Source organism: Pseudomonas sp. D1-1, assembly GCF_051132225.1.
Lineage (GTDB): Bacteria > Pseudomonadota > Gammaproteobacteria > Pseudomonadales > Pseudomonadaceae > Aquipseudomonas.
Window position 1 is genome coordinate 4,915,918 of sequence record NZ_CP071676.1, and the last position, 22,494, is coordinate 4,938,411.

General features: G+C 59.6%; 23 protein-coding genes and 1 pseudogene. 18 read left to right on the forward strand and 6 right to left on the reverse strand.

Annotated features, from left to right (window positions below):
• The first annotated feature begins 2 nt into the window (after nt 1-2).
• The 10 genes from J3P86_RS22135 to J3P86_RS22180 all read left to right on the forward strand — a co-directional run bounded on the left by J3P86_RS22135 (nt 3) and on the right by J3P86_RS22180 (nt 6,375).
• Nucleotides 3-290: a hypothetical protein gene (locus J3P86_RS22135; protein WP_434698863.1), complete on the forward strand. Its 288-nt coding sequence runs from the start codon at nt 3-5 to the stop codon at nt 288-290.
• A complete protein-coding gene (locus J3P86_RS22140; protein WP_434698865.1) occupies nt 283-507 on the forward strand; it encodes a hypothetical protein in 225 nt (74 codons plus the stop codon). The genes J3P86_RS22135 and J3P86_RS22140 overlap by 8 nt, the downstream gene beginning before the upstream one ends.
• Entirely contained in the window at nt 504-1,385 is an 882-nt protein-coding gene (locus tag J3P86_RS22145; protein WP_434698866.1) for a toprim domain-containing protein, read from the forward strand. The genes J3P86_RS22140 and J3P86_RS22145 overlap by 4 nt, the downstream gene beginning before the upstream one ends.
• Nucleotides 1,372-3,174 carry a DUF927 domain-containing protein gene (locus J3P86_RS22150; protein WP_434698869.1) on the forward strand — a complete coding sequence of 601 codons (1,803 nt, stop codon included), beginning with the start codon at nt 1,372-1,374 and terminating at the stop codon, nt 3,172-3,174. The genes J3P86_RS22145 and J3P86_RS22150 overlap by 14 nt, the downstream gene beginning before the upstream one ends.
• A gap of 336 nt (nt 3,175-3,510) precedes the next feature.
• Entirely contained in the window at nt 3,511-3,822 is a 312-nt protein-coding gene (locus tag J3P86_RS22155; protein ID WP_434698871.1) for a hypothetical protein, read from the forward strand.
• Nucleotides 3,819-4,424, forward strand: coding sequence for a hypothetical protein (locus tag J3P86_RS22160; protein WP_434698872.1), 606 nt, complete (start codon nt 3,819-3,821; stop codon nt 4,422-4,424). Before J3P86_RS22155 ends, J3P86_RS22160 begins: the two co-directional genes overlap by 4 nt.
• A gap of 110 nt (nt 4,425-4,534) precedes the next feature.
• Nucleotides 4,535-4,885, forward strand: a complete 351-nt coding sequence (locus J3P86_RS22165; protein ID WP_434698873.1) for a hypothetical protein — start codon at nt 4,535-4,537, stop codon at nt 4,883-4,885.
• Between the two features lie 3 nt (nt 4,886-4,888).
• Nucleotides 4,889-5,473, forward strand: coding sequence for a tail assembly protein (locus tag J3P86_RS22170; protein WP_434698874.1), 585 nt, complete (start codon nt 4,889-4,891; stop codon nt 5,471-5,473).
• Nucleotides 5,474-5,517: 44 nt separating this feature from the next.
• Nucleotides 5,518-5,952 carry a hypothetical protein gene (locus J3P86_RS22175; RefSeq protein ID WP_434698875.1) on the forward strand — a complete coding sequence of 145 codons (435 nt, stop codon included), beginning with the start codon at nt 5,518-5,520 and terminating at the stop codon, nt 5,950-5,952.
• 123 nt (nt 5,953-6,075) lie between these two features.
• Nucleotides 6,076-6,375, forward strand: a complete 300-nt coding sequence (locus tag J3P86_RS22180) for a hypothetical protein (protein ID WP_434698876.1) — start codon at nt 6,076-6,078, stop codon at nt 6,373-6,375.
• 73 nt (nt 6,376-6,448) lie between these two features.
• Here the strand turns inward: J3P86_RS22180 and J3P86_RS22185 are convergent, their stop codons facing one another.
• Both J3P86_RS22185 and J3P86_RS22190 read right to left on the reverse strand, forming a co-directional pair.
• Nucleotides 6,449-6,667, reverse strand: coding sequence for a hypothetical protein (locus J3P86_RS22185; RefSeq protein WP_434698877.1), 219 nt, complete (start codon nt 6,665-6,667; stop codon nt 6,449-6,451).
• 571 nt (nt 6,668-7,238) lie between these two features.
• A complete protein-coding gene (locus J3P86_RS22190) occupies nt 7,239-8,213 on the reverse strand; it encodes a hypothetical protein (RefSeq protein ID WP_434698878.1) in 975 nt (324 codons plus the stop codon).
• A 754-nt stretch (nt 8,214-8,967) separates the two neighbouring features.
• On the opposite strand from J3P86_RS22190, the gene J3P86_RS22195 reads away from it, so the two are divergent.
• The 4 genes from J3P86_RS22195 (at nt 8,968) to J3P86_RS22210 (ending at nt 12,088) form a co-directional block, all read left to right on the forward strand.
• Nucleotides 8,968-9,192, forward strand: coding sequence for a hypothetical protein (locus J3P86_RS22195; protein WP_434698880.1), 225 nt, complete (start codon nt 8,968-8,970; stop codon nt 9,190-9,192).
• 777 nt (nt 9,193-9,969) lie between these two features.
• Nucleotides 9,970-10,170, forward strand: coding sequence for a hypothetical protein (locus J3P86_RS22200; protein WP_434698881.1), 201 nt, complete (start codon nt 9,970-9,972; stop codon nt 10,168-10,170).
• A 267-nt stretch (nt 10,171-10,437) separates the two neighbouring features.
• Nucleotides 10,438-11,403 carry a hypothetical protein gene (locus tag J3P86_RS22205; protein ID WP_434698882.1) on the forward strand — a complete coding sequence of 322 codons (966 nt, stop codon included), beginning with the start codon at nt 10,438-10,440 and terminating at the stop codon, nt 11,401-11,403.
• Nucleotides 11,390-12,088, forward strand: coding sequence for an HIRAN domain-containing protein (locus J3P86_RS22210; protein ID WP_434698884.1), 699 nt, complete (start codon nt 11,390-11,392; stop codon nt 12,086-12,088). The genes J3P86_RS22205 and J3P86_RS22210 overlap by 14 nt, the downstream gene beginning before the upstream one ends.
• A gap of 705 nt (nt 12,089-12,793) precedes the next feature.
• Here the strand turns inward: J3P86_RS22210 and J3P86_RS22215 are convergent.
• Together J3P86_RS22215 and J3P86_RS22220 are read right to left on the reverse strand one after the other, a co-directional pair.
• The gene (locus J3P86_RS22215) at nt 12,794-14,119 is read right to left on the reverse strand and encodes an APC family permease (RefSeq protein ID WP_434698885.1); all 1,326 of its coding nucleotides are present in this window, start codon (nt 14,117-14,119) and stop codon (nt 12,794-12,796) included.
• 222 nt (nt 14,120-14,341) lie between these two features.
• Nucleotides 14,342-15,163, reverse strand: a complete 822-nt coding sequence (locus J3P86_RS22220; protein WP_434698886.1) for a carbon-nitrogen hydrolase family protein — start codon at nt 15,161-15,163, stop codon at nt 14,342-14,344.
• Nucleotides 15,164-15,287: 124 nt separating this feature from the next.
• Here J3P86_RS22220 and J3P86_RS22225 point away from each other — a divergent pair, with 124 nt between their 5' ends.
• Both J3P86_RS22225 and ggt read left to right on the forward strand, forming a co-directional pair.
• Nucleotides 15,288-16,088, forward strand: coding sequence for a helix-turn-helix transcriptional regulator (locus J3P86_RS22225; RefSeq protein ID WP_305498821.1), 801 nt, complete (start codon nt 15,288-15,290; stop codon nt 16,086-16,088).
• A gap of 112 nt (nt 16,089-16,200) precedes the next feature.
• Nucleotides 16,201-18,057 carry a gamma-glutamyltransferase gene (ggt, locus tag J3P86_RS22230; protein WP_434698888.1) on the forward strand — a complete coding sequence of 619 codons (1,857 nt, stop codon included), beginning with the start codon at nt 16,201-16,203 and terminating at the stop codon, nt 18,055-18,057.
• Nucleotides 18,058-18,217: 160 nt separating this feature from the next.
• On the opposite strand, the gene J3P86_RS22235 is transcribed toward ggt, so the two are convergent.
• Both J3P86_RS22235 and J3P86_RS22240 read right to left on the reverse strand, forming a co-directional pair.
• On the reverse strand, nt 18,218-18,649 hold the full coding sequence (locus J3P86_RS22235) for a methyl-accepting chemotaxis protein (protein WP_434605209.1): 432 nt from the start codon (nt 18,647-18,649) through the stop codon (nt 18,218-18,220).
• A gap of 156 nt (nt 18,650-18,805) precedes the next feature.
• Nucleotides 18,806-19,579, reverse strand: a pseudogene (locus tag J3P86_RS22240) (PAS domain-containing protein); the annotation flags it as partial.
• A 173-nt stretch (nt 19,580-19,752) separates the two neighbouring features.
• Between J3P86_RS22240 and J3P86_RS22245 the strand changes: the two are divergent.
• Both J3P86_RS22245 and J3P86_RS22250 read left to right on the forward strand, forming a co-directional pair.
• Nucleotides 19,753-21,171, forward strand: a complete 1,419-nt coding sequence (locus J3P86_RS22245) for a short-chain fatty acid transporter (protein WP_434601839.1) — start codon at nt 19,753-19,755, stop codon at nt 21,169-21,171.
• A 111-nt stretch (nt 21,172-21,282) separates the two neighbouring features.
• Nucleotides 21,283-22,443, forward strand: coding sequence for a hypothetical protein (locus tag J3P86_RS22250; RefSeq protein WP_434628304.1), 1,161 nt, complete (start codon nt 21,283-21,285; stop codon nt 22,441-22,443).
• Nucleotides 22,444-22,494: the final 51 nt, after the last annotated feature.

A 22,494-nucleotide genomic window follows, 5' to 3' on the forward strand; every position in this document is an offset into this window, starting at 1 on the left:
ACATGAAAATTCAAAACGGCGCATTTGCGTCGAGGGGATCGGCTTGCCCGAAGAAAGCCAACGAGCTGTTTTACGTGACCCACCAAAAGGCGCCTAAAGCGCTGCTGGGCCCGTTCCTGAGCAAAGCCGACGCCGAGTGCGGGCGCGTGGTTATGCGCAGCGCCGACGCCCAGGTCACGGCCTGCCTGGTCGACTCCATCGACGACATCACGCACTGGCACGCCGTAAACAACGGCCGTGTTTGCCGGGTCTTCGCTGGCGCTGATCGCCAGGAGGTGAGCCGTGGGTGATGTGATTCCGTTCGACCCACTCACCAGCATCATGCGTGACGATGAGGCGCCTCACATCGACCCGTACAGCTTCGCCTTGCTGGTCGGCGTCTTCAACGACCTGACGGCATTTCGTGACAACGAGCCAAACCGTGACCGCGCCGCACTGATGCGCAAGACGACCACCAAGCTCAACGCAGTGCTGGCGCGGTTTGAGCCGCCACAGGGGGCCGCATGACTGACGCTACGGTCCTTTTCCGTGACGCGCTCCAGGCCGTCTATGGCCCGCTCGACTGGATGCCAGAACCTGACGGCCTCATCCATCGGTTCCGGGTACCGGAGGACAAACCGGGCTCCCTCAACGGCTGGTATGTGCTGTATCTAGATGGCATCGCGTCCGGCGCGTTCGGCAGTTGGAAAGCCGGCGGCGCCAGCACCTGGTGTAGCCGCGAACCAGTGGACGCCCGCGAAGCTGCGCAGATCCGCGAGCGGGTTGACCAGGCCCGGCGCCAGCGCGAAGCCGAACAGCGCCGGCGCCAGCAGCAGGCCGCCGAGAAGGCCAACCACTGGTGGCGCAATGCGCGCCGTGCCGCGCCTGATCATCCCTACCTCGCAGCCAAGGGCGTTCGCTCCCACAGCTTGCGCCAGCGTGGGGCTGATCTTCTCGTCCCGCTCTACCTCGATGGTCGCATGGTCAACCTGCAGAAAATCAGCCCGGACGGAGCCAAGCGCTTCCTACCCGGTGGCCGCGTGAAGGGCACGTATTCGCCGCTGGGCATCATCGAGCCCGGTTCCGTGCTGTGCATCTGCGAAGGATGGGCGACGGCCGCCAGCCTCCACCAGCACGGCGGCTATGTCGTTGCGGCAGCCATGAACGCGGGCAACCTGATCCCGGCAGCGATGGGCCTCCGCGCTCGCTACCCGGGCCAGCCCATCGTCATTGCCGGCGACGACGACCGACTCACCGATGGCAACCCAGGTCGCGCAGCGGCGAACGCAGCCGCGGCGGCAGTGGGTGGCCAGGTAGCTTTCCCTGAGTGGCCGGAAGGCGCGCCCGACGACCTCACCGACTTCAACGACCTCGCAAATTGGGAGCTCGCCAATGGCCAAGCCTGACACCAACGTGATCAACCTTCGGCCCGAAGCCGCCACCATTGCCCCTGATCGGCCGTGCTGGGCGGTGTACGAGCACTGGGTTACCAACGAGAACGGTCGAAAGCTGCGCCCGGGCGTGTACTGGCACAGCTTCAAGCGCACCGCCGCCGATCAGGACGACGCGGAGAATGACGCCGCCGACCGCCCAATCACCGACGAATGGATCTCCAGCCCCGTCACGGTCGTGGCGCGCACCACCAACAGCGATGACGGCAGCGAGGGGCGGCTGCTCCGCCTGGCCACCGAGGGTGGCATCAAGGAATGGATCATCGCCATGGAGGTGTTCGGTGGCAGCGGCGAGGATGCCCGGCGGGCATTGTTTGGCATGGGCGTCATCATCGCGCTCAAGAAGCGCGGCACGTTCATGGAGTATCTGCTCGACCAGCACCCCGCCGAGGTATTCGCCACCACCAGCCGGCCGGGCTGGCATGAGTCGGGAGCGTTCGTGCTGCCCGGGCGGACGATCGGCACGGCCAACGTGCGGTATCAGGCCAGCAACAAGGCGCAAGTCCTGTTCAGTCAGCGCGGCGAGCTGGCGCGGTGGCAGGCCGAGGTGGCAGCCAAATGCGCGGGTAATCCGGTGCTGACGTTAGCGATCGGCTGCTCCCTCGCCGGGCCGCTGCTGAGTCTGGTCGGCGTGCTGGGCGGCGGCGTCCACCTGGTGGGCGACAGCTCAAGCGGCAAGTCGCTGGCTCAACTGATCGGCTCGTCGGTGTGGGGCGATCCTGGAGTGTTCGCCGCCAGTTGGGACATGACCAAGGGCGGCCTTGAGATCGAGGCATCGAGCCGTAACGACACCATCCTGCCGCTGGACGAAATCAAACGCGCCGATCCCAAGCGGGTACAGGAAATGGCCTACTCCCTCGCCAATGGCCAGGGCAAAGGCACCATGACCCGCGAGCGCGAGGCCCGGGGCAAACTGAGCTGGCGCCTGCTCACTCTCTCCAGTGGCGAGCGCTCCCTCTCCGAGCACGCCGCCATATCCGGTAATGCCGCCCACGCTGGCGCCGAGCTGCGCATGGTCGACGTGAATGCTGGTACCCGTACCCATCGGGCCTTTGACGAATTGCACGGCCTGGAGGGCGCGGACTTTCACCGGCAGCTCACCGTCGCGGTGGGCGCCCACCATGGCCACCTGGGGCCGGCCTTCGTCGAGCGCCTGGTCGCGGACGACGACAAGCCCGGCTTGCTCAGTGACTTTGACGGCATCCGCGCTCAGTTCGTCGAGGACAACGCCCAGGCCGGTCGTGTGGCTGACCGGTTCGCCGTGATTGCGCTGGCGGGCGAGATGGCCATCGCCTACGGACTGCTCCCGTGGGAGCCCGGTACCGCCCTCGCCGACTGCCGCCTGCTTTACGGCGAATGGCTTTCCCGTGTCGGCGGAGGGAATGCCGAGGACCGCCAGATCCTGGCCGGCATCATCGACTTTATCGACAAGCACGGCAGCAGCCGTTTCTCGGACGTGGACGCACCCGAGGCGGACGCCAAGGTGTTCAACCGCGCCGGGTACTGGGAGGTGGTCGCCAACAAGCGACTGTTCCTGTTCAACAAGTCCGCGCTCATCGAAGCCGCGCACGGGTTCGGCCTCACCCGCGTCATCAAGGCGCTGGAGGTTGGCGGAGCCCTGGCCAAGCGCGACACCGACCGGGAAAGCCGCAAAACCAAAAAGTACCGCATCCCCGCCGGCGGATCGGCACGGCTGTACGTCATCGACCCGGAAGCCCTGGACAGCGAAGGCGGTGCCGCATGACCTCCACCAACACCAGAAACGAATGCCCGAGTTCACAGGAACCTACAAACGTGGGGAACAGGGGGAACGGGGGAACAGCCAGCAAATACGTGGCCTGTAGCCGTTCCCCCTTGTTGAATGGTTGGGGAACAGGGGGAACACAAACATGTTTTTGAATATAAGCGACCGCCGCCTTCCTGACGTTTGGTTATCACTGTTCCCCACAGAAAAACGTGGGGTACAGAATCCCCCTCTGAAAGCCCCGGAATCATTGGGTGTTCCCACTGTTCCCCCGTTCCCCCGTTTTTTTTTCACAGACACATTTGGGCAGTGGTGCAATTCGGGCGAGGTGATGCGATGAGTCTCCTTTCCGGCCTGCTCGATCACATGCCGCCGATCATCGCTGGCATCACCGCGGAGACCTCCCGCCGACCTGCGCCTCGTCCATCGCTGGCGCTGGTCGCACAAGCAGAACGCCACCCCCAGTTTGTGACTGCGCCTCATGCAAGCGCCGCCACGGCAACGCCCGAGTGGCGGCTGGCCCGCGACGCATACCTCAACCACATCATGGCCTGCCGGTCCTGCTACGCGCCCACCGCCCGCTATTGCAGCGTCGGCGCCGGCTTGCGCGCCAGTTATGACCGCACGCCCATGGAGACACAGCCATGAAGACCAATGTCGTTATCGCCCTGCTGGATATTGCACAGCAGCCGGGCGCCAGCATGAGTACGAGCCTGATCACTACTCGCCGGATCTGCCGAATCTTCGGACAGAGGGCGGACACCATCCGAAGCGAGCGCCGGGATATACGGCGGGAGGCCGGGAAACTTCGCGCCTTCCTACCCTTCACCACCAGCAGGATCGACGAACTCCAGCAGCAGGCCATGGAGCATCGGAGGGCCGAGTGGGACGACTTACGCAAGGTGCTCGGCGCCTTTGGCCGATCGCTGATGCTGGATACCGAAGGCCTGATGGATGGCCTGGGATTCGACCGGGTGTGCGATCTGCTGGCGGTGAACACCGTGGAGCGTGAAGCGGCGAGGAAAGACGGCGTGAACGGTTTGGCGGAGCTGGTGTTCGCCTGTTCCCTGGAGGACAGCGCCGCACGTCGCGGGCAGGAATGGAACGACGCGCCTTTGTTCAACGCCTGTCAGATCGCGACCGCCAACTTCATCAGGGACTGCCCCGAGCACTTGCTCCCCGATCCGTTCGCGCCTGGCGCACCGTTTGGCCCAAAGCTTCCGCCCACCCTGAGCATCGTTGGCAAGTAGGCCACCAATTCCGCGACACGATTTGCGAATCATCAAATCGTGTCGCGACACGATGCAACAAACCGGGCAGCAGCCCATCAATGGCGCCCAGGCGCCGCAGGAGGCAACACATGTCACATCACATACACTTCGCCGAAGCGTGCAAGGCCACTGACTTCACAACTGACCCCGGCACTATCGGCGGCTACATCGTCTGGACCGTACAGCATGTGCGAGACGGACAGCGGGTTGAAATTGAAGGGCCGTTCTTCACTGAGGAAGAGGCCAGGATCTCCGCCGAACTGATGCGCATCGAGTACCGAGGAGCCCGAGCCTACCAATCGACTCATTGCTCAGCCTGGAATCCCGACGTGAAACGCGAGATCGCGATTCGAAACGACGCTATGGCCGCTCGAATGCTTCTTGCCGGACAGCTCGGCATGGAAATTCCCAAACACAGCGCCCAAGGCGCCCAGGAGTAAGAAATGGCAATGGCAACCGACTACGGCAACAAAACCTTGATCCTACTGGGCGGCAGCGCTGGCAAGCTCTTTGGCCGCAAACACCTCTACGAACTATCAACGGGGGATGTCCGCGAGGCGGTTAAGGCGGTAGACGTGAATCACCCGGGATTTGCCAAATACCTTGCCAACGCAAAGGCCCGCGGCCTGGAGTTCGCCATTTTTCGAAACCGGCGCAATATCGGCGAGAAGGAGCTCGGGATGGGGCGAGCAAACGAGATCCGCATCGTCCCAGTCATTCATGGGAGTAAGCGGGCGGGACTATTGCAGACAGTGTTGGGGGCGGTGCTGATCGTGCTCAGTCCGTTCACGAACGGCGCCACACTCGCGCCGGGCATAGCGCTCGCCGCCGGCGGCGTGATCCAGATGCTCAGCCCGCAGGCCTCAGGCCTAAGGCAGAGCGCCGGACCAGAAAACGCCCCGTCCTACGCCTTCGGCAGCGCGAAGAACACCACGGCGAGCGGCAACCCGGTACCGATCTGCATCGGAGAACGTCGGTGGGGCGGGATGATCATCTCTGCCTCGATCTACGCCGAAGACAAAATGTAGGCGTGGTGTTGTAAAGTCACAATTCACTTTTGAGGACGAACCAAATGCACAGGATTTTTCTCGCGTTCATCGCCGCCGGCGTGCTGGCCGCCTGCTCCAGTACACCGGTCGACCAAGCGTCGGCGAAGAAAGTGCCAGCAGCCAGAACGTTTGCGTTTCAGTCAGACGTTCCGGGCGGCGCCAAGCTGGTGGTGAGTCGAGATAGTGGCTTTTGGGCGTCCGGTGGATGCTATGCAACGGTGTTGGTCGATGGCAGGAAAGCCGCGCGTATCGACACAGGCGAGATCGTGGCGTTTCAGGTCAAGCCTGGTCGCCACATCATCGGTATAGCGGGTGACGACGACGGTAACGGCGTATGCGCGCTACAGATCGGCCAGCCGGTGAAGGAGACGGCCACACAGGTCGGCGCCGGGGATGTTCAGAAGTTCAGGGTGTCCGGTACGCAAAACGGTACCGATATTCGTCCCAGCTCCTTCTGACCCAATTGCAGAATCGGGCGGCTCCAAGGATTGAGTCGCCCACCGCCCCTTCATCAAGTTGGTAACCAAGCGTGGTAACCACCGTTGGTAACCATTCCTCCACCCTCTGTCCGAGGACACTCTATGGCTCACACCATGAACCCCAAGCGATATTACCGAGCTCTGCAACGCGGGAATGACGCCTTCATCGAAGGACACTTCTACAACGGACGATTCTACGAAGGCAATAATCTCGTCGGGCAGATCGACGATGATGGCGCCTTCCGTTATTTCGAGAGCAAGGACGACGGTCGGCCAACCTTCCCGGAGCACATCGCGGGTTATGTCGAAGGTCTGGTGCTGACGCTGAAGGACGGATCACTCTTTGACCTGATCGAGGTGAAATCTAAATCGAGCAGCAAGCCGCCGGCCGGCCAACCTTGAATTCTGCACAGGCATCCGAGCAACCCATTAGGGAATCCCTTCCCCCTACAGCGCAAAGCTCGATGCTCGCCTGTCAGCAGGCCCGAAAAGCATTGTCGAGCGCCATCTTGGCCTCTCCTCGAATCATATCTCCCTCGTCCTGCGTGATGATGCCGCTGTCGATACAGCCGCACACCATCTGCAGCAGTCGTGGATACTGAGCAGCGTACGAAGCTCCCCCGAACAAAATGTTGTGAATCTCTTTGCAGGCGTACAACAAGACCCTGTCGTGCAACCTCTGACTTGCCGTCATGGTGAAGTCCTCTGACATTCCACCATGGGCGCCTATCGATTCGATTGCACGACTTATCGAACAAGCGTCGCGGCAATGTCAGGTTTTGTCAGGTTCTGTGGCTGATTGATGTCAAGTTTTGTCAAGTCGCCGGGCGACTCAGGCCGACCGGTATCCATGCTGGTATCCACCATCTGTTAGCAAAAGTTAGTACGCGCAGCATCGATCTCAGGGCAGCATCGAGCCACGTATCCAGCCAGTGACCAGTCGCGGAGACCATCAATAGTGACCACTCCCGCCGGTCACCGACGCATCCAACGCTGATTGCGAAAACACCCCCATGAATGAGGCTGAACGAGGTCAGATGGCCTATTAGCGAAAACACCCCATGAATGACCACGCGAACGGCTTCACACACGATCGTCACGCACCCTGAGACGCGCGAAATACCTGTGGGAGCGAACTTCCCTGGGCGGGTACGCAGCCCGATACGCACCTAGCACTGACAGCCACCAGCAGGTTCGCACAGTGGTTCGCACGCAAGGTTCGCAACCCCCATGGCTAGAACCTAGCTTCCAGGCACGAGGGTCTTTTACCTCTGTGCTCGCATCCTGCTGGTTACCCTTTTAAGATCAAAGCTTCTCAGCCGGCACTCTTCGAGTAACTCAGTAAAATGGGCCATGTATAGCATCTCCGTCGCCTCGGAAATCCTCGGGGCGCCGATCAAAACAATTGAAGTAACCTGGTCAATAACTTTGCAGCCATGCTGTATGAGCTCTTCGTCCGTGAGCTTTTGGAGATACCGATTTAGCCGATAATGATGCTCAACGTATTCTTGTCTGGTTTGTGGCGGCGGGGGCGTAGGCACGTCCGCCTCGAACTTCAAGCCCTGAACATTTCCAGTAGTTTCATAATGGTGCCCTTGCGACCGAGCCCATGATTCAAGAAAGGCGTGTATGTCCTTTTCCACTAAGTGATGGCGGTGGGCATTGCATTCGTTGTAGATAATGAAAGCCGGCACCATCTGGCCCTGTTGGGCTTTGACGCGATAGGTAGTCTGGATTAGTACTACAAAATCGATCTGCGAAAAGCGGCTCAATTGCTTTGCGCTACCGCCCTCAAGCCAGTAACTGAATCTATCGACCAGTTGACTAACCGGGATGCTCTCAACGGTTTCATTCAGCACGAGCAGAATCCCGGGGGTTTCTGGATCGAGTTTAAGGTGGTCTTTCGTTGACTTGATCTGATCACGAGCCTGCCGGCATACACCCTCCACCATCCTAGTAGCATTCGCGAAGATTTTGCTCATGATTGCCTCACCACCGGGCATCGTCTTGATCGCGGCTTCCAAGTCATACTTGCCATAGATCAGGGGGAAATCTTCCGAATCCATTGCCGGTTTGGCCAGGCTGAAAATTTTTTCCTTCGGATCAATTTCGAGGGTCTTGAGCTCGGTTACGGCCCGGCCATTGAAAAACAAGTAGTCCGCCATCTTCACGTTTGGTGGTTGATCTACATGACCATCTAGCGGCCGCACATGACTCTGTGTATCCAGAAATTGGATCATGCGAGCCTCAATGTCCATTCTCTGACCCCCTGCTTCGTCCTCGTTCAATGTAGCCAGATTCTAGTTCATGCCAGATACGTTGGTGCGCATCCATATCATGTCCAGGGCGCACTTTCGGTTCGTAATGCCGCTTGCTGTAGCCATCTGGCGGTAGTTACATTCTGAGAATCCTTAAGATGTCATTAGCTAATTTCCACTGAGGTTTCCGGGGTTTGGCAGTGCTTTCCACTGGCAACCTGGCCAGACCCAGACCAAACCCACGGCGCGGGGTCGACTGGCCGGCACGCATGATGCGCGCCAGCATTGAATTTAACTCACCATGTAGATCTCACACGCTGGCGCCGGCATTTACTTTGACCACACTTTGACGGAATGGGAGACAGGCATTAGACCAAAACCTCGGCGGACAGGCGTCTGAGGCTTATCGCGTGGCCAGCCCGTCAAACAAGCGCACCGTGCGCCGCTGATACCCCTGACAGACCCCAGACGGATGCGGCGATTTCGGCCCGCCTACTTTTACCTGGCTTTTACCGAATCGCTGGCGAATGTGAGACAGGCATGAGACGGATTCGGCGAGGATGACCGTCTGAGAACCCGCGGCGGCCCCTGCGGGCGGGGCTCACGCTTTAGATGCGGGGAAATTCCGTATCACATCGCCAGGACACTTTGCCGCCGGCGGACGCAGACAACGTAAAGGTGATTCCAGGCATTCACGGTGCCGGTGCTACGCTCTCTCGAAAGACGGAGAGCCACCATGACGGACACCAAACTGATTGCCAGCCTGTTCGACCGCTTCAATCAAAACCAGCTCGCATTGGGCGCCGCAGTGGAGGAGCTTTCCAACTGGGTCGAGCAGCGCGGATCAGCAGACATTGCCAACAACGCGCGCGGCGCGCTGGAAACGCTAGACGAGAACCTGGTGTTCATTCGCCAGGGCATTGCTGAGTTGGCCGTCGCGGGCAGTCTGGGCCAATCGTGAGGAGGCAAATAATTCTGGACAGTTCTGGACGGCTGGAGAGGCCGCAGCTTATCCAACTCGGCTTATGGGCCTAAGTCAGCGAAGGCTTGCGGCTGATCGGGCATGCGGCCGGATAGATACCTCGTCCAGAAAAAGGGACTAGCCGAGATAGTCACTTGCGGGACAAGTAGCACACGGTCGAACCGGGCAAACGCGACCGCTATCCTTGACCAGCCTTGACGAAATTCTTGACAGGTCTTGACGGATTTATCTGCCACCGCCAGCAACTGAATCGCTTAAAGCCAAGCCGGGCAAGGCTTCGCGGGCGTTCTCGCAGCTTAGCCAGCACCAGCCTCGTCAAGAATTTAAGAGGTGGCCGTCAAGGCTGCTGTGCAATCAATATCAGGCCTTCGCTGGCGGGATGGGGTGGTGAAATACCGGTCCAGAAAAATGCTTAGCGCGCCAGGCAATACTAGACAGGCACTAGACGGATTCCCAACGACAGAACACGGGCAAGTTGCACGCAGCCCAAGCAATGCGCCGCTTCCAGCGTTAAAGTTGGCGTGCTGGTGCTTGATGCTCGTCAAGTATTTTCCGGGGCTTCCAGCGACCTGACAGCAGGTCGGAGCAGGTGGCGAACGAGTTGTTCACCCTGGAGCGGAAGCCGGTCGACTTGCCAGCCTGGCCAACCCCCGGTTTCCAGGTAGTTGCTCATGTTCCGCTGGTAACATCTGCAGGTCATCTGCTGGCCCCGCTTCATTCCGGCGCCAGCATCAACCGCGCACCGAGGATAGAGCCGTGTCCGTTATTGACTGTGATTATCTGCCCACCGACAAGGTGGTGTTTCCGCCGGAGCTCGCGCTGCTGATCGTCAGGAAGGCCAGCGCAATGGCGGCAGCATTCGAGGAGCAAGCGCTCAACCAGCTCACCAAGGACGCCCGGCGCGCCCTTTCGCGGGGAGCTGAGCCAAGACGAGTCATCAGGGAAATGCGCTTATAAGCGGGAAAAGGAAATTCCTATATCTCGATTTTCAAACGCCTTGACTATTAAGTGTGAGTTCCTATTCCTATAGGGTTGCAGGCATCCAAATGCATGGAGGACGGGAGCAGGGCAAAATGCTACCAATGTATGACCAGCACCTTATGGATGTGTTTGATATCCTCACCGGAGCTGACTACGAAGTTACTGGTAACAGAAAGGTAGGCGGCAGAGACCAGAACTGCGATCGCAAACAGGAATTTTGTCAGGAAGGAGCCAAGCTGAACGATGCAAACAGAATTCATAAATATCAGCGATTGGCCAGACGACGATGAGTTTTCTTCTGCCTATCCCGAAGGCGCAAGGCCTAAACGCACCCTTTTCTCGCCCACGAATCCGACACAGCCCTTTATCGAGCCGGATTGGCGGCATATGTTTAAGCGCTCAGCAGCCAGATATCCTGAACAATTTTGGGCAGAAATTATCGCTTACGAAATATCTGTGTTACTCAAAGTGCCGGCGCCACCATGTTATGCCGCCTTTGATCCTGCCACAGGCCAATGCGGTGCTCTTAGTGCGTGGTTTTATAAAGAGGGAGAAGAGTCTTTCTATTCCGCCGGTAATTTCTTCCACAAGCTTATCAAGACATTTGATAGAGAAAAAGGAACGCAACACAATATTGTGGATTCAGACGAGTTCAACAACAAAGTGCTTGGCAAAAATCAGATTTATGAGTTTTGGAGCATGATGCTTTTTGACGTGCTCCTAGGAAATACCGATCGTCATCAAGACAACTGGGGACACCTACTCAAAGCCGTTCGTGTCAGTAAGAGTGTTGCTCGTCGTAGAGGTGAGCCCTTTGATGTGAAGTGGCGTTTCGCTCCTTGGTTCGATAATGGAACTAGCCTGGGACACGAGCTTCTAAATGAAAAGTTCACACAGTGGAACGACGCTACGCTGGACCGGTACATCCTGCGGGGCAGGCACCACATGAGGTACTCAAGGACGAACCTTGAGCGTATGGGCCACATAGCTTCACTGAGTTTCATAAAGAGCCACGCCGGTGTGAGAGCCCTGCTGCTGAAGCGTCTCAAAGAGTTTGATCTAAAGGCGCTTGCAGTCGTGCTCCACAGGCTTGTTGACCTACCCGCTCCCCCAGGTGGTAATCTCACCAAGGATCGAGCAGATTTTATTCTCCGGCTGACGCACCGTCGTGCTCAGCTAGCCATGGAAACCTTAAATGAGCACAATTGAGAACATTTTTGAGCCATCCAGGTTGCTACTAGTGTGGCATCACTCACAGCCTGGTGCTCCTCGCCATCGCAGAGTGGTGGGGGAATTGGTTCGTCAGGGAGAAGATGCATCCTTTCGATACCTCAAGGACACAGATGACTTCCAGGCAGCACTGGAGGAGGGTTTTTACGAATTTCCTGCATTTGCTGACAACGTAAGCAGTGAGCGCCAATCAGGCGCGTTAGACGTGTTCATGCGCCGTCTACCTCCACGCAAGCGGGAAGACTTCCGTGAGTATCTTGCTCAATACGCCTTGCCAGCCAATTTTTCCGGTTCAACATTTTCGTTGCTGGGATACACCGGTGCGAGGTTGGCAAGCGATACCTTTGAGCTGTGCCCGGATTTGAGTGATGCCAAGGCTCCACTGGATTTCGTTATTGAAGCGTCCGGAACGCAGTATCACACTACCGCAGAAAATATATTTTCTGAGGATGATGAGGTTTTTTTTGAGCCAGACCCTCAAAACCCTCACGACAGTAAAGCGATAAAGATCATTCATAAAGGCGTCGTTGTCGGCTTTGTGAATAAAGCTTTATCGATAAGCTTTCATCGGTTACTTGAAACGGGAACTGTCGAAGGAAGCGTTCTTCGGTTCACAGAGCGAAAAGGAAAGTCGCGGCTATTGATTTTAGTCCGATACCTTTAACGAAGCCCCGCTAAATGCCGGGCTTTTAGTTTCTCTAATTCACTCCTTTCGTGCGGCTCAGCGCCAGGTAAATCGAAACTTGTGAGAGTTGCTATCTGACCTACCAAAACGGGAGCCCAGGTTAAAACGGGAAAATCTCGTACACCACCCGTTCGCGAAACACTCCATGGATGACCACTACCCTGGTTCGGGGTGGTGTTGGCGCGGGGGAATGACATCAACACTTCGCTGTGGTGGAACTGCCGCACGACGTCAGTACCATCGCCGCGAAAGTGTGGCGATGGCTCCTCAAAAGTGAGGAACGAGACAATCGGGCCACTTATGGACTGATCCATCAAAGGAGTGGTGGTGACGATCACACCTTTGCACCGGCGACGGGTTTATCACGATGACGTAACCGTTCGTCGGGGATGGAGCAATGAACCTCGACGGCTTTTTTCAGCCCGCGTGAAACGGGCCAAAAACACCCCAGCAGACAGCGCCGTGTATCCCCTGGTGTATCCCTTAGAAACACCAAAAAATAAATACCCAATCAAAGCAGTAACTTACGATACCAGTTCAAATGTCTGTGTAGCCACCAAGTCTTGTTCAAAGATGTTCTCGAATGCCTTTGAACAACAAGAAGCCCGCCTAGTGCGGGCTTTCTTGTTTCTGGCTGTATCTCCTTCTCCCCTCCTTCGTATATCCCTCCAGGTTGCAGTGCGGTTATGCAGTCTCCTGGAAATCCATCTCCGGTGGCTGGCGCTGGAAGCCGCCCGTCAGCACCGCCAGGTACACCACGCCGATCGCCAGCCAACTCAGGCCAAGATAGATTGCCAGGTGATCGAGGCTGACCATCAGCCACACATCCGCTGCCAGCCCTATGAACGGGAACAGCAGGAACAATACGAATTCACGCGGGCCCTTCTTTTCTGCGCCGATCCAGTAGTGAAAGATCACTGACAGGTTCACCAGGCTGAACGCCAGGAACGCGCCGAAGTTGATGAACGAGGTGGAGGTGGTGACGTCCAGTTTCAGCGCCAGCAACGCGACCACTGCGCACAACAGGATGCTGTTGATCGGCGTCCCGAAACGCTCATGCAAGGTACCGAAGAAGGATTTTGGCAGCACACCGTCACGGCCCATGGCGAATAGCAGGCGCGAGCCGCTGGCCTGAGCCGACAGACCCGACGCGAACTGGCCAACGATCAGGCCGATCAGGAAGATCGACACGAACAGGTCGCCACCGATATTGCGGGCAATTTCATAGGCCGCCGCATCGACGCTGTCGAACTGGAAGGACGGATGCGCGACCTGCACGAAATACGACACGCTGACGAAGATCAATCCGCCAATCAGGGTGATCAGCATGATCGCGCGCGGAATGGTCCGGCGTGGGTCGCGGGTTTCTTCGGTCAAGGTGCTGACCGCGTCGAACCCGAGGAATGAATAACAGGCAATGGCCGCACCGCTCATGATCAGCGGCATCTGCATGTCACCGTTGAAGAACGGCTTGACCGACCACAACGGTGTGCTCGCATCACCGCCGATGTAATGGAAGCACAGCGCAACGAAGGCGATCAGTACCAGGAACTGCACCAGCATCAATAACGCGTTGATACCGTTGGCCAGTTTCAGACCGACGATATTGATCGCACTGGTTATGCCGATGAACAGCAGCACCCAGATCCACTGCGGCACCGCCGGGAATGCGGAATGGAGGTAGGCCGCGCCGATCAGCCAGATCGCCATGGGCAGGAACAGATAATCGAGCAGCACCCCCCAACCGGCGATGAACCCGAGTTTCGGGCTGATCGCCTTGCGCACGTAGCTGTAGGCCGAACCGGCGACGGGAAACGCTGCGGCCATGCGGCCGTAGCTCATCGCGGTGAAAAACATCGCCACCAGTGCCGCAAGATAAGCGGCGGGGACCATGCCGGCGGTGGATTGAGCGAGGATGCCGAAGGTACCGAGGACAATGATCGGTGTCATATAAGCGATGCCGAACAGCACCACCGACCCCAATGACAGGGTGCGTTGTAAACGAGCCATGAGCGACTACTCCGAATTATTGGATTTATGGCAGAGCCGAGTTCGGCGCAAGTTTTCGGGTGTTACGTTGTTGTTCTGGTTTTTCTTCAGCAAAGAGATGTTGCTGCCCAGGGCCTCTTCGCGCGCGGGCCCGCTCCCACAGTTGATCTCTGGCGTTCACACATCCAGTGTGGGAGCGGGCCTGCCCGCGAAGGCGTCAGCCCTACCCACACAGGATCAGGATCAACGCGCAGGAATCAGCAGCTCGCGCAACCCACAGGCATGCTCGACAATTTCCCCCGGCAACTTCAGGCGCTGATCATCCAGATACCGATAATCATGCCGCGCCGCCGCCAGCTGGTTCAGGTCCAGCTCCACCACAAACTGCCCTTCCTCCCGCCCGGCCTCGAACAACAATTTGCCCAGCGGGTCCACCAACGCACTGCCGCCTGCAAACACCAACCCGCCGTCGCCCTCCTCCACCCGATTGACCATCAGCGCAAACGCCTGGTTTTCCTGGGCGCGGGCCATGATCGCGGTGCGGTGGGTCGGGCCGTAGGGATCCATGTTGCCGTTGGTGACGATCAGCAGTTCGGTCCCCAGTTGCGCCAGGGCCCGGGCGGTTTCCGGGAATTCGATGTCGTAGCAAATCAGCAGGCCGACCCGCACACCCTTCCATTCACACGTGGCGTAACGGTCGCCGGCCTCGAACACCCCGCGATCCGACGCCCACAGGTGTGTCTTGCGATATCTCAGCGCAATGCCTTGTGGCGTGACCAGCAGCGTGGTGTTGTAAAAGCGGCCGCGGTCGTTCTCGGCCACGCCGATCACCACGGCAACGTCATGTTCCCGAGCCGCAGCGAGCACCGCGCTGACGGTCGGTCCGTCCAGCGGTTCGGCGGTTTCTGCCACCGTCTCAAGCGACGGAAAACCCATCAGGTGGGTTTCGGGGAACACGATCATCTGCGTATCGGCGGCACACGCGACAATCGCCTTGAGCGCGCGTTCGAGGTTGTAGGCCGTGGCGTTATCACGACCCGCCAACTGGGCAAGTTCAACTTTCATGGGTATTCCTTGTTCTTGATCGGCGGGTAGAAAGATTGCCCGCTCGGTGTCTGTGCGCCAGTATGCGCAGCAAGCCCGCGGCCGGGAAATCACGCCGCTGGGGTAACCCGATAGGGGTAGAGGCATGACACTTTCGCTGGATGACATCGCGTGGCACCGCTCGGTCGGGCAACTGATCGACGCCTTGGACAAGCCCAATTTCTGGACGCAGCTGGTACGGCTGCTGGATCAGTACGTGCCCTTTGACAGTTGGGTGGCGCTGCTTTTCAGTGCCGACCAGCGCCCACAAGTGTTCGCCGAGTGCCCGGGCGCGGACGGCAGCCCCGATCAGTTGTTCCAGGATTACCTGCGCGGTTTGTATCTGCTCGATCCGTTCTACATCGCCTGTCGCGAGCAGTCGCGCACCGGGCTGTATCGCCTCTCGGAAGTCGCACCGGAACATTTCGAGCTGACCGAGTATTACCAACGCTACTTTCGGCTGAACGTGGTATCCGATGAAATCCAGTTCAATTGCCAGCTCGAAGGCGACCGCACGCTGTGCCTGTCGTTGGGCAGCAAGCAGCGCTTCAGTGGCGAGCAGATTGCGCTGCTGTCACTGATCCAGCCCTGGGTACTCGGCCTGTTGCGCCAGCGTCTGCCTTATGAAATCAATGAGGTCGTGGCCCTCGCGCCAGCACCGTCGCAAGTCGACTGGCGAGTGCAGCTGGAAGCGTCAGTGCAGCAGCTCAAAGGCGCGCAATTGACGGCGCGGGAATTGGATGTCGGGCGCTTGATGCTCAGTGGCTGCTCCAGCAAGGAAGTCGCCCGCAAGCTGGAAATTTCTGTCGAGACCGTGAAAGTCCATAAGAAGCACATGTACAGCAAACTGGGGATCAAGTCCCAGTCCGAGCTGTTTTCCATTTTTCTCCAGGCGCAGAATGCCTGACGTGTCTATCGGAGCGACGCAGAGAAGCGCTTATTGAAAGAAGCACGCCCTTGCTGATTTGCGCCCCACGTCCCGTATCGCTACAGTCGGCCTCAATATCCCTGGCCCATGGATGGAGCGACACGTGCTTTCAGACCTCAAACCGAATCTTCATCGCCTGTCAGCCGTTTCGCTGCTGGCCGTCGCCCTGACACTTGTTGCCTGTAAGACGCCGCCCGCCTCCACGACTGCCCCGCAATTGCCCACCGCTCCGGAAATCGCTTCCGGCTACCGCACCGACCTGCAGACTCGCCACGCCGACCGGCACATGGCCGCTGCGGCCAATCCTCTGGCGGCCGAGGCCGGACGGGAAATGCTCCGGCGTGGAGGCTCGGCCATCGACGCGGCGATTGCGATGCAGGCAGTGCTGACGCTGGTGGAACCGCAGTCTTCCGGCATCGGTGGTGGCGCGTTCATTGTGCTGTGGGACGGCAAGGCGGTGCGCACCTACGACGGTCGCGAAACGGCACCGGCCGGCGCCAGCGAAAAACTCTTCATCCAGGCCGACGGCAAACCCATGCCGTTCACCGCCGCGCAGATTGGCGGCCGTTCGGTAGGCACGCCTGGCGTGTTGCGCGCGCTGGAACTGGCTCATCGCAAACACGGTCGCCTGGAATGGTCGACGCTGTTCGAGCCGGCCATCAAACTGGCGGAACAGGGCTTCAGGATTTCCCCCCGGCTGCACTCGATGATCGCCGCCGATACAGCCTTGCCCAGCTCGCCCGAGATGGCCGCCTATTTCCTCAACGCCGATGGCAGCCCGAAAGCGGTGGGCACGCTGCTGAAAAATCCTGCCTTGGCCGGCGTACTTTCGCGTATTGCCCACGAAGGTCCCAGCGCGTTGTATGAAGGGCCGGTGGCTGCGGAGATCGTCGCCAAGGTGCAAGGCCATGGCAATCCCGGCAGCCTTTCGCTGAGCGACCTCAAGGGTTACGCCGCCCGGGAACGCGCGCCGTTGTGCACCGACTACAAGCGCTGGCAAGTCTGTGGCATGGCGCCACCGTCGTCCGGCGGGATCGCCGTCGCGCAGATCCTCGGGACATTGCAGGCCCTGGAACATCGCGACAGCCGCTCGGCCCTCGCGCCGTTGAAACCGCTACCGTCAGACAAGCCCGCGGGTCTCGAGCCGGCGCCGCAAGCGGTGCACCTGATTTCCGAGGCTGAACGCCTGGCCTACGCCGACCGCGCCCAGTATGTCGCCGATGCGGACTTTGTCCCGGTGCCGCTCAAGGGCCTGGTCGATCCGGCTTATCTGGCCAGTCGCGCGAACCTGATCGGCCCACGCAGCATGGGTATTGCCAAGCCCGGCACACCGCCGGGTATCCAGGTGGCCTACGCACCGGACCGCTCGCCCCTGCGCATTTCCACCTCGCAAGTGGTGGCGGTGGATGACCAGGGTGGCGCCGTGTCGATGACCACCACGGTGGAGTCGGCCTTCGGTTCGCACTTGATGGTGCAGGGCTTCATGCTCAACAACCAGATGACCGATTTCTCGTTCATACCCGAAGAGAACGGACAGAAAGTCGCCAACCGCGTCGAACCCGGCAAACGTCCGCGATCGTCCATGGCGCCAACGCTGATCTTCGATCGCCAGAGTGGCGAATTCCTCGCCGCAATTGGTTCGCCGGGCGGATCGCAGATCATCGAATACGTCGCCAAGTCGGTGATCGGCCTGCTGGACTGGAACCTGGACCCGCAAGCCGCCATCAACCTGCCCAACTTCGGCAGCCGCAACGGCGCCACCGAACTGGAGCAGGGCCAGTTCAGCCCGACGCTGATCCAGGCGCTGAAAGACCAGGGCCACACGGTGAGCGAGATCGACATGACCAGCGGCACCCAGGCCATCGTTCGGGTGCGCAATGCGCAAGGCAAGGCTTCACTGGCTGGCGGGGCGGATCCGCGGCGTGAGGGAGAGGCGCTGGGGGATTGAGCGCGCGGGGATCAGGTGAGGCCCGCTTGCTTTGATGGTGGATGGGTTGACGCCTTCGCGAGCAGGCTCGCTCCCACAATGGATCTGCGTGATACCTGTGACAACCCCGATCAACCGTGGGAGCGAACCTGCTCGCGAAGGCGGCTCACTCAGCAAGTTCTCAAGTCGACAGCTGATTGGCGAACTGGCTCACCGCATCCACCACCTTTTTCGCCCCGTCCTGGATCTCGACGATGACCGTTCCCGCCTCGGCTGCCAGGGCCAGGCCCTGTTCAGCCTGATGCTGGCCATCGGTCATCAGCGCCACGGCATTGCGGGCCATGTCCTGGTTCTGGCGGACCACGCCAATGATCTCGTCGGTCGCCTGGCTGGTTCGCGAAGCCAGTTGCCGGACCTCATCGGCGACCACTGCGAAACCGCGTCCCTGCTCACCGGCCCGAGCAGCCTCGATGGCCGCGTTGAGCGCCAGCAGGTTGGTCTGTTCGGCGATGCCGCTGATGGTCTTGACGATGGTCCCGATGACCAGGGATTGCTCGTTCAGGGCCTCGATACCTTGACCGGCGGTTTGCATGTGTCGGGCCAGGTCACGCATCACGTCCACCGCCTGGGTCACGACGGTGGTTCCGCGCTGGGCGCTGCTATCGGTCTGCAATGACGTGCTGTAGGCGATGCTGGCGGCTTCGGCGACGGCTTTTTCCTGGTTGACCTGATCGGTGATATTGGTCGCGAACTTGACCACTTTGTAAAGGCGCTCGTTGGCGTCAAGTACCGGATTGTAGGAAGCCTCCAGCCACACCTCACGGCCATTGCTGTCGAGGCGCTTGAAGCGGCCGGCGACGAACTCCCCGTTGTTCAGGCGTTTCCAGAAGTTCTGGTAGGCCGCGCTGTTGTACTCCTCGGGCTCGCAAAACGTGCGGTGGTGCTTGCCCTTGATCTGCGCAAGGTTGTAGCCCATGGCATTGAGAAAACGATCGTTCGCTGTCAGGACGTGGCCGCCCAGGTCGAACTCGATCACCGCTGTCGAACGCACCAGGGCGCCGATCAGGTTTTCATGCTCGCGGGAATTTTCGATGGTGCGGGTCAGGTCACTGGAGTACATCGAGAAATAGCGGATTCGCCCATTGGCATCCCGTACCGGCTGGAGGATCGAGCGTAGCCAGGCCTCGTCGCCGTTGCCTCGTACCAGGCGAACGGCACCGGAGAAGTGCTCACCGCGGGTCAGCGCGGTCTTGAAACGAATCTGGAATTCGTTGGACCTCAGGTAGGCCGGCACCAGGTCCTCGACAGCGCGGCCAATCAAGTCTTGGCTCTTGTAGTGCATCTCATCGAGAAAGTTCTGATTGACCGATTGCACCCGTCCTTCGGCATCGAGGGTCAGCGCCAGCATCTCTCGATCCAGGCTTTCCTTGACTTGCATGATGCTCGAGAGTTCTTGGCGAAGAGCCAGCAGCTCCTGCTTGAGGCGGGTGTTGAACATGGGCATGCTCCGGCAGGCAGAGAATCTGTTGTGTTCCCATGCCATCGGCTTGGCGATTTGTTTCTGAAGAGTGCCGCTGGTCGGCCTGAAAAATAATCCAGTGGTGCTCGAACGCCGGTCCGTCTCCCACGGTCATTGGAATGTTCCACCGTTGGCGTCCGACCGCTGATGCTTCGTCGCACCAGATACCCATAACCATAAAAACCGAGGTGATTGCCGTGACCACTGACATTGAAGACAGCCGCTCCGCCCGCTTCGCATTGCGCTGCTCCAGTTTCGCCGAGCGCTGGTTTCCCGACTCCTGGGTCTTCGCCGCGCTGGCGGTGCTGGTGGTCGCAATCGCCACGCAGTTCATCGGCGCTACGCCCACGGCAGCGGCGATGGCGTTTGGCGATGGCTTCTGGAGCCTGATTCCGTTCACGATGCAAATGGCCTTCGTGGTGATTGGCGGTTACGTGGTCGCCAGTTCGCCGCCCGCCGTCAAGCTGATCGATCGCCTGGCACGGATTCCAAAAAACGGCCGCAGTGCGGTAGCTTGGGTGGCCTTGATTTCCATGGTCGCATCGCTGCTCAACTGGGGCCTGTCGCTGGTGTTCGGCGGCCTGCTGGTGCGGGCACTCGCCCGGCGCAGCGACTTGAAAATGGATTATCGCGCCGCCGGTGCCGCCGCCTATCTGGGCCTGGGCGCGGTGTGGGCGCTGGGATTGTCTTCGTCGGCCGCGCAACTGCAGGCCAACCCGGCCAGCCTGCCGCCATCGATCCTGTCCATCACGGGCGTCATTCCGTTCACCCAGACCATTTTCCTCTGGCAGTCCGGGGTGATGTTGCTGGCGCTGATCGTGATTTCGCTGATCGTCGCCTACGCCACCGCTCCAGGGCCCAACAGCGCCCGTGATGCCGCCGCCTGCGGGATCGATCCGAGCTTCAGCATGCCGGCATTGCAGCCTCGCACCCGTCCGGGAGAATGGCTGGAACACAGCCCGCTGTTGACCATCGCCCTGGTGCTGCTGGCTGCCGGCTGGCTGTTCCACGAGTTTTCGACCAAGCCTGCGATCAGTGCCATTTCCGGGCTGAACACCTACAACTTCCTGTTCATCATGCTCGGCGCATTGTTGCACTGGCGCCCGCGCAGCTTCCTCGACGCCGTGGCCCGCGCGGTGCCGACCACAACCGGGGTGTTGATCCAGTTTCCGCTGTACGGTTCGATCGCCGCGCTGCTGACCACGGTCAAGGGCAGCGACGCGCAGACGCTGGCCCACCATATCTCGACCTTTTTCGTACAGATCGCGTCGCATGACACCTACGCCTTGTTGATGGGCGTCTATTCGGCGGTGCTGGGCTTCTTCATTCCCTCGGGCGGGGGCAAGTGGATCATCGAAGCGCCCTACGTCATGCAGGTGGCCAATGACCTGAACTATCACCTGGGCTGGGCGGTGCAGATCTATAACGCCGCCGAGGCGCTGCCGAACCTGATCAATCCGTTCTACATGCTGCCGCTGCTGGGTGTCCTGGGGCTGAAGGCCAGGGATCTGATCGGTTTTTCGTTTGTACAGTTGCTGGTGCACACCCCTCTGGTGCTGGTACTGCTCTGGGCGCTGGGGACCACGCTGACCTATTTGCCGCCCGTGATGCCATAAAGCCATAAAAAAGGGCCGATATTTACATCGGCCCACTTCTTCTTCGGCTCCGTCTGTTTCAGTATGGATACACCCTGTTCAAAGGGCTCACACGCTGAAAAGGATCTGAGCATGTCCAAACTCGCCGTATTCTCTCTCGCCGCCCTGGCCTTCAGTGCCGCCGCCCATGCCGCCGACATCGATGTACAACTGGGCAGTACCGAACGTGTCACCCGTCTCTTCGCCTACCCTAACAACTGCAACGTCATCTGTTTTCGCAACTGGACGCTGGAGCAGACCGTCGAGCATTACCTGACCCAAAGCGTACAGCGCGACGGCTACGGCGCGGCCAAGGTCAGCGTCAAACGCGATAACGACATCGTCTACGCGAACATCAGCGGGGTGCCGAAAAGCTACGGCCAACCGCTGGCCGCGCTGCTCAACGCCGGAGACCTGGCGTACAACGGCGCGACGAAACTCAACAATGACAAAAAGTGGGCCTACAACTGGTACCTGTTCCTGCCCTTGGGCATGGCCCTGGAAAACCGCAAGAGCGTCGAGTTGCTGCACTTCCCGCCGGATTACTCGCTGACCCAGGCCCAGGATTACCTCGAATCGGCCACTACCGACCGCTGGGCCACGCTGCTGACCGCCAATGGCATTGCCGCCGACCAGACGCCGGCCTACCAGACGATCATCGACATCGCGCCGATCGCCGCCCCGTCCAACGCCGGCCAGGCACTGGAAGGCGTCTACGATTATTTTAACGACTACCAGACCACCATGGTCAAGCAGGTCAGCCAGAACGCAAGCGGCAATGCACTGCCGATGGTGGCCTTCGGCGCTCCGGTTCGGAACTGGATCAAGACCCAATACGGCCCGACCGTGAATGTGCTCGGCCTGGCGACCATCACACCGACAGAAGGCGTCAAGGTTCCGGTACTCGGCTCCAATCACCCCAGCTATATCTGGTACGCCGCCGACCCTGAAAGCTATGACGGTGACCAGGCCAAGGCAGATGCCGCGGGCTTGAAAGTCATGGGACAGGACCTGAGCGCCGCATGCTGGCAAGCCGGGATGGGCAGCAAGCCCGATACCGATCCGACCCAGCAACTGAGCCAATGCACGCAGACCTGGCAGGTTACCCAGAAAGAGAAGACCTGCGAGTTGTTCTATACCTCGATTCGCAAACTGACGCCGGCCGAAGCGGCGACAAAATGCGCGGCGCCGGCGATCAAGTCGCAACTTCAGCAATTGAAGGTGCCTATGCCGCTGCCAGCTGAATCAGTCTGAACCTGACGGAGCCTTCCCGCGTGAGCCTTGGCTGACGCGGGAAAGCGCCGC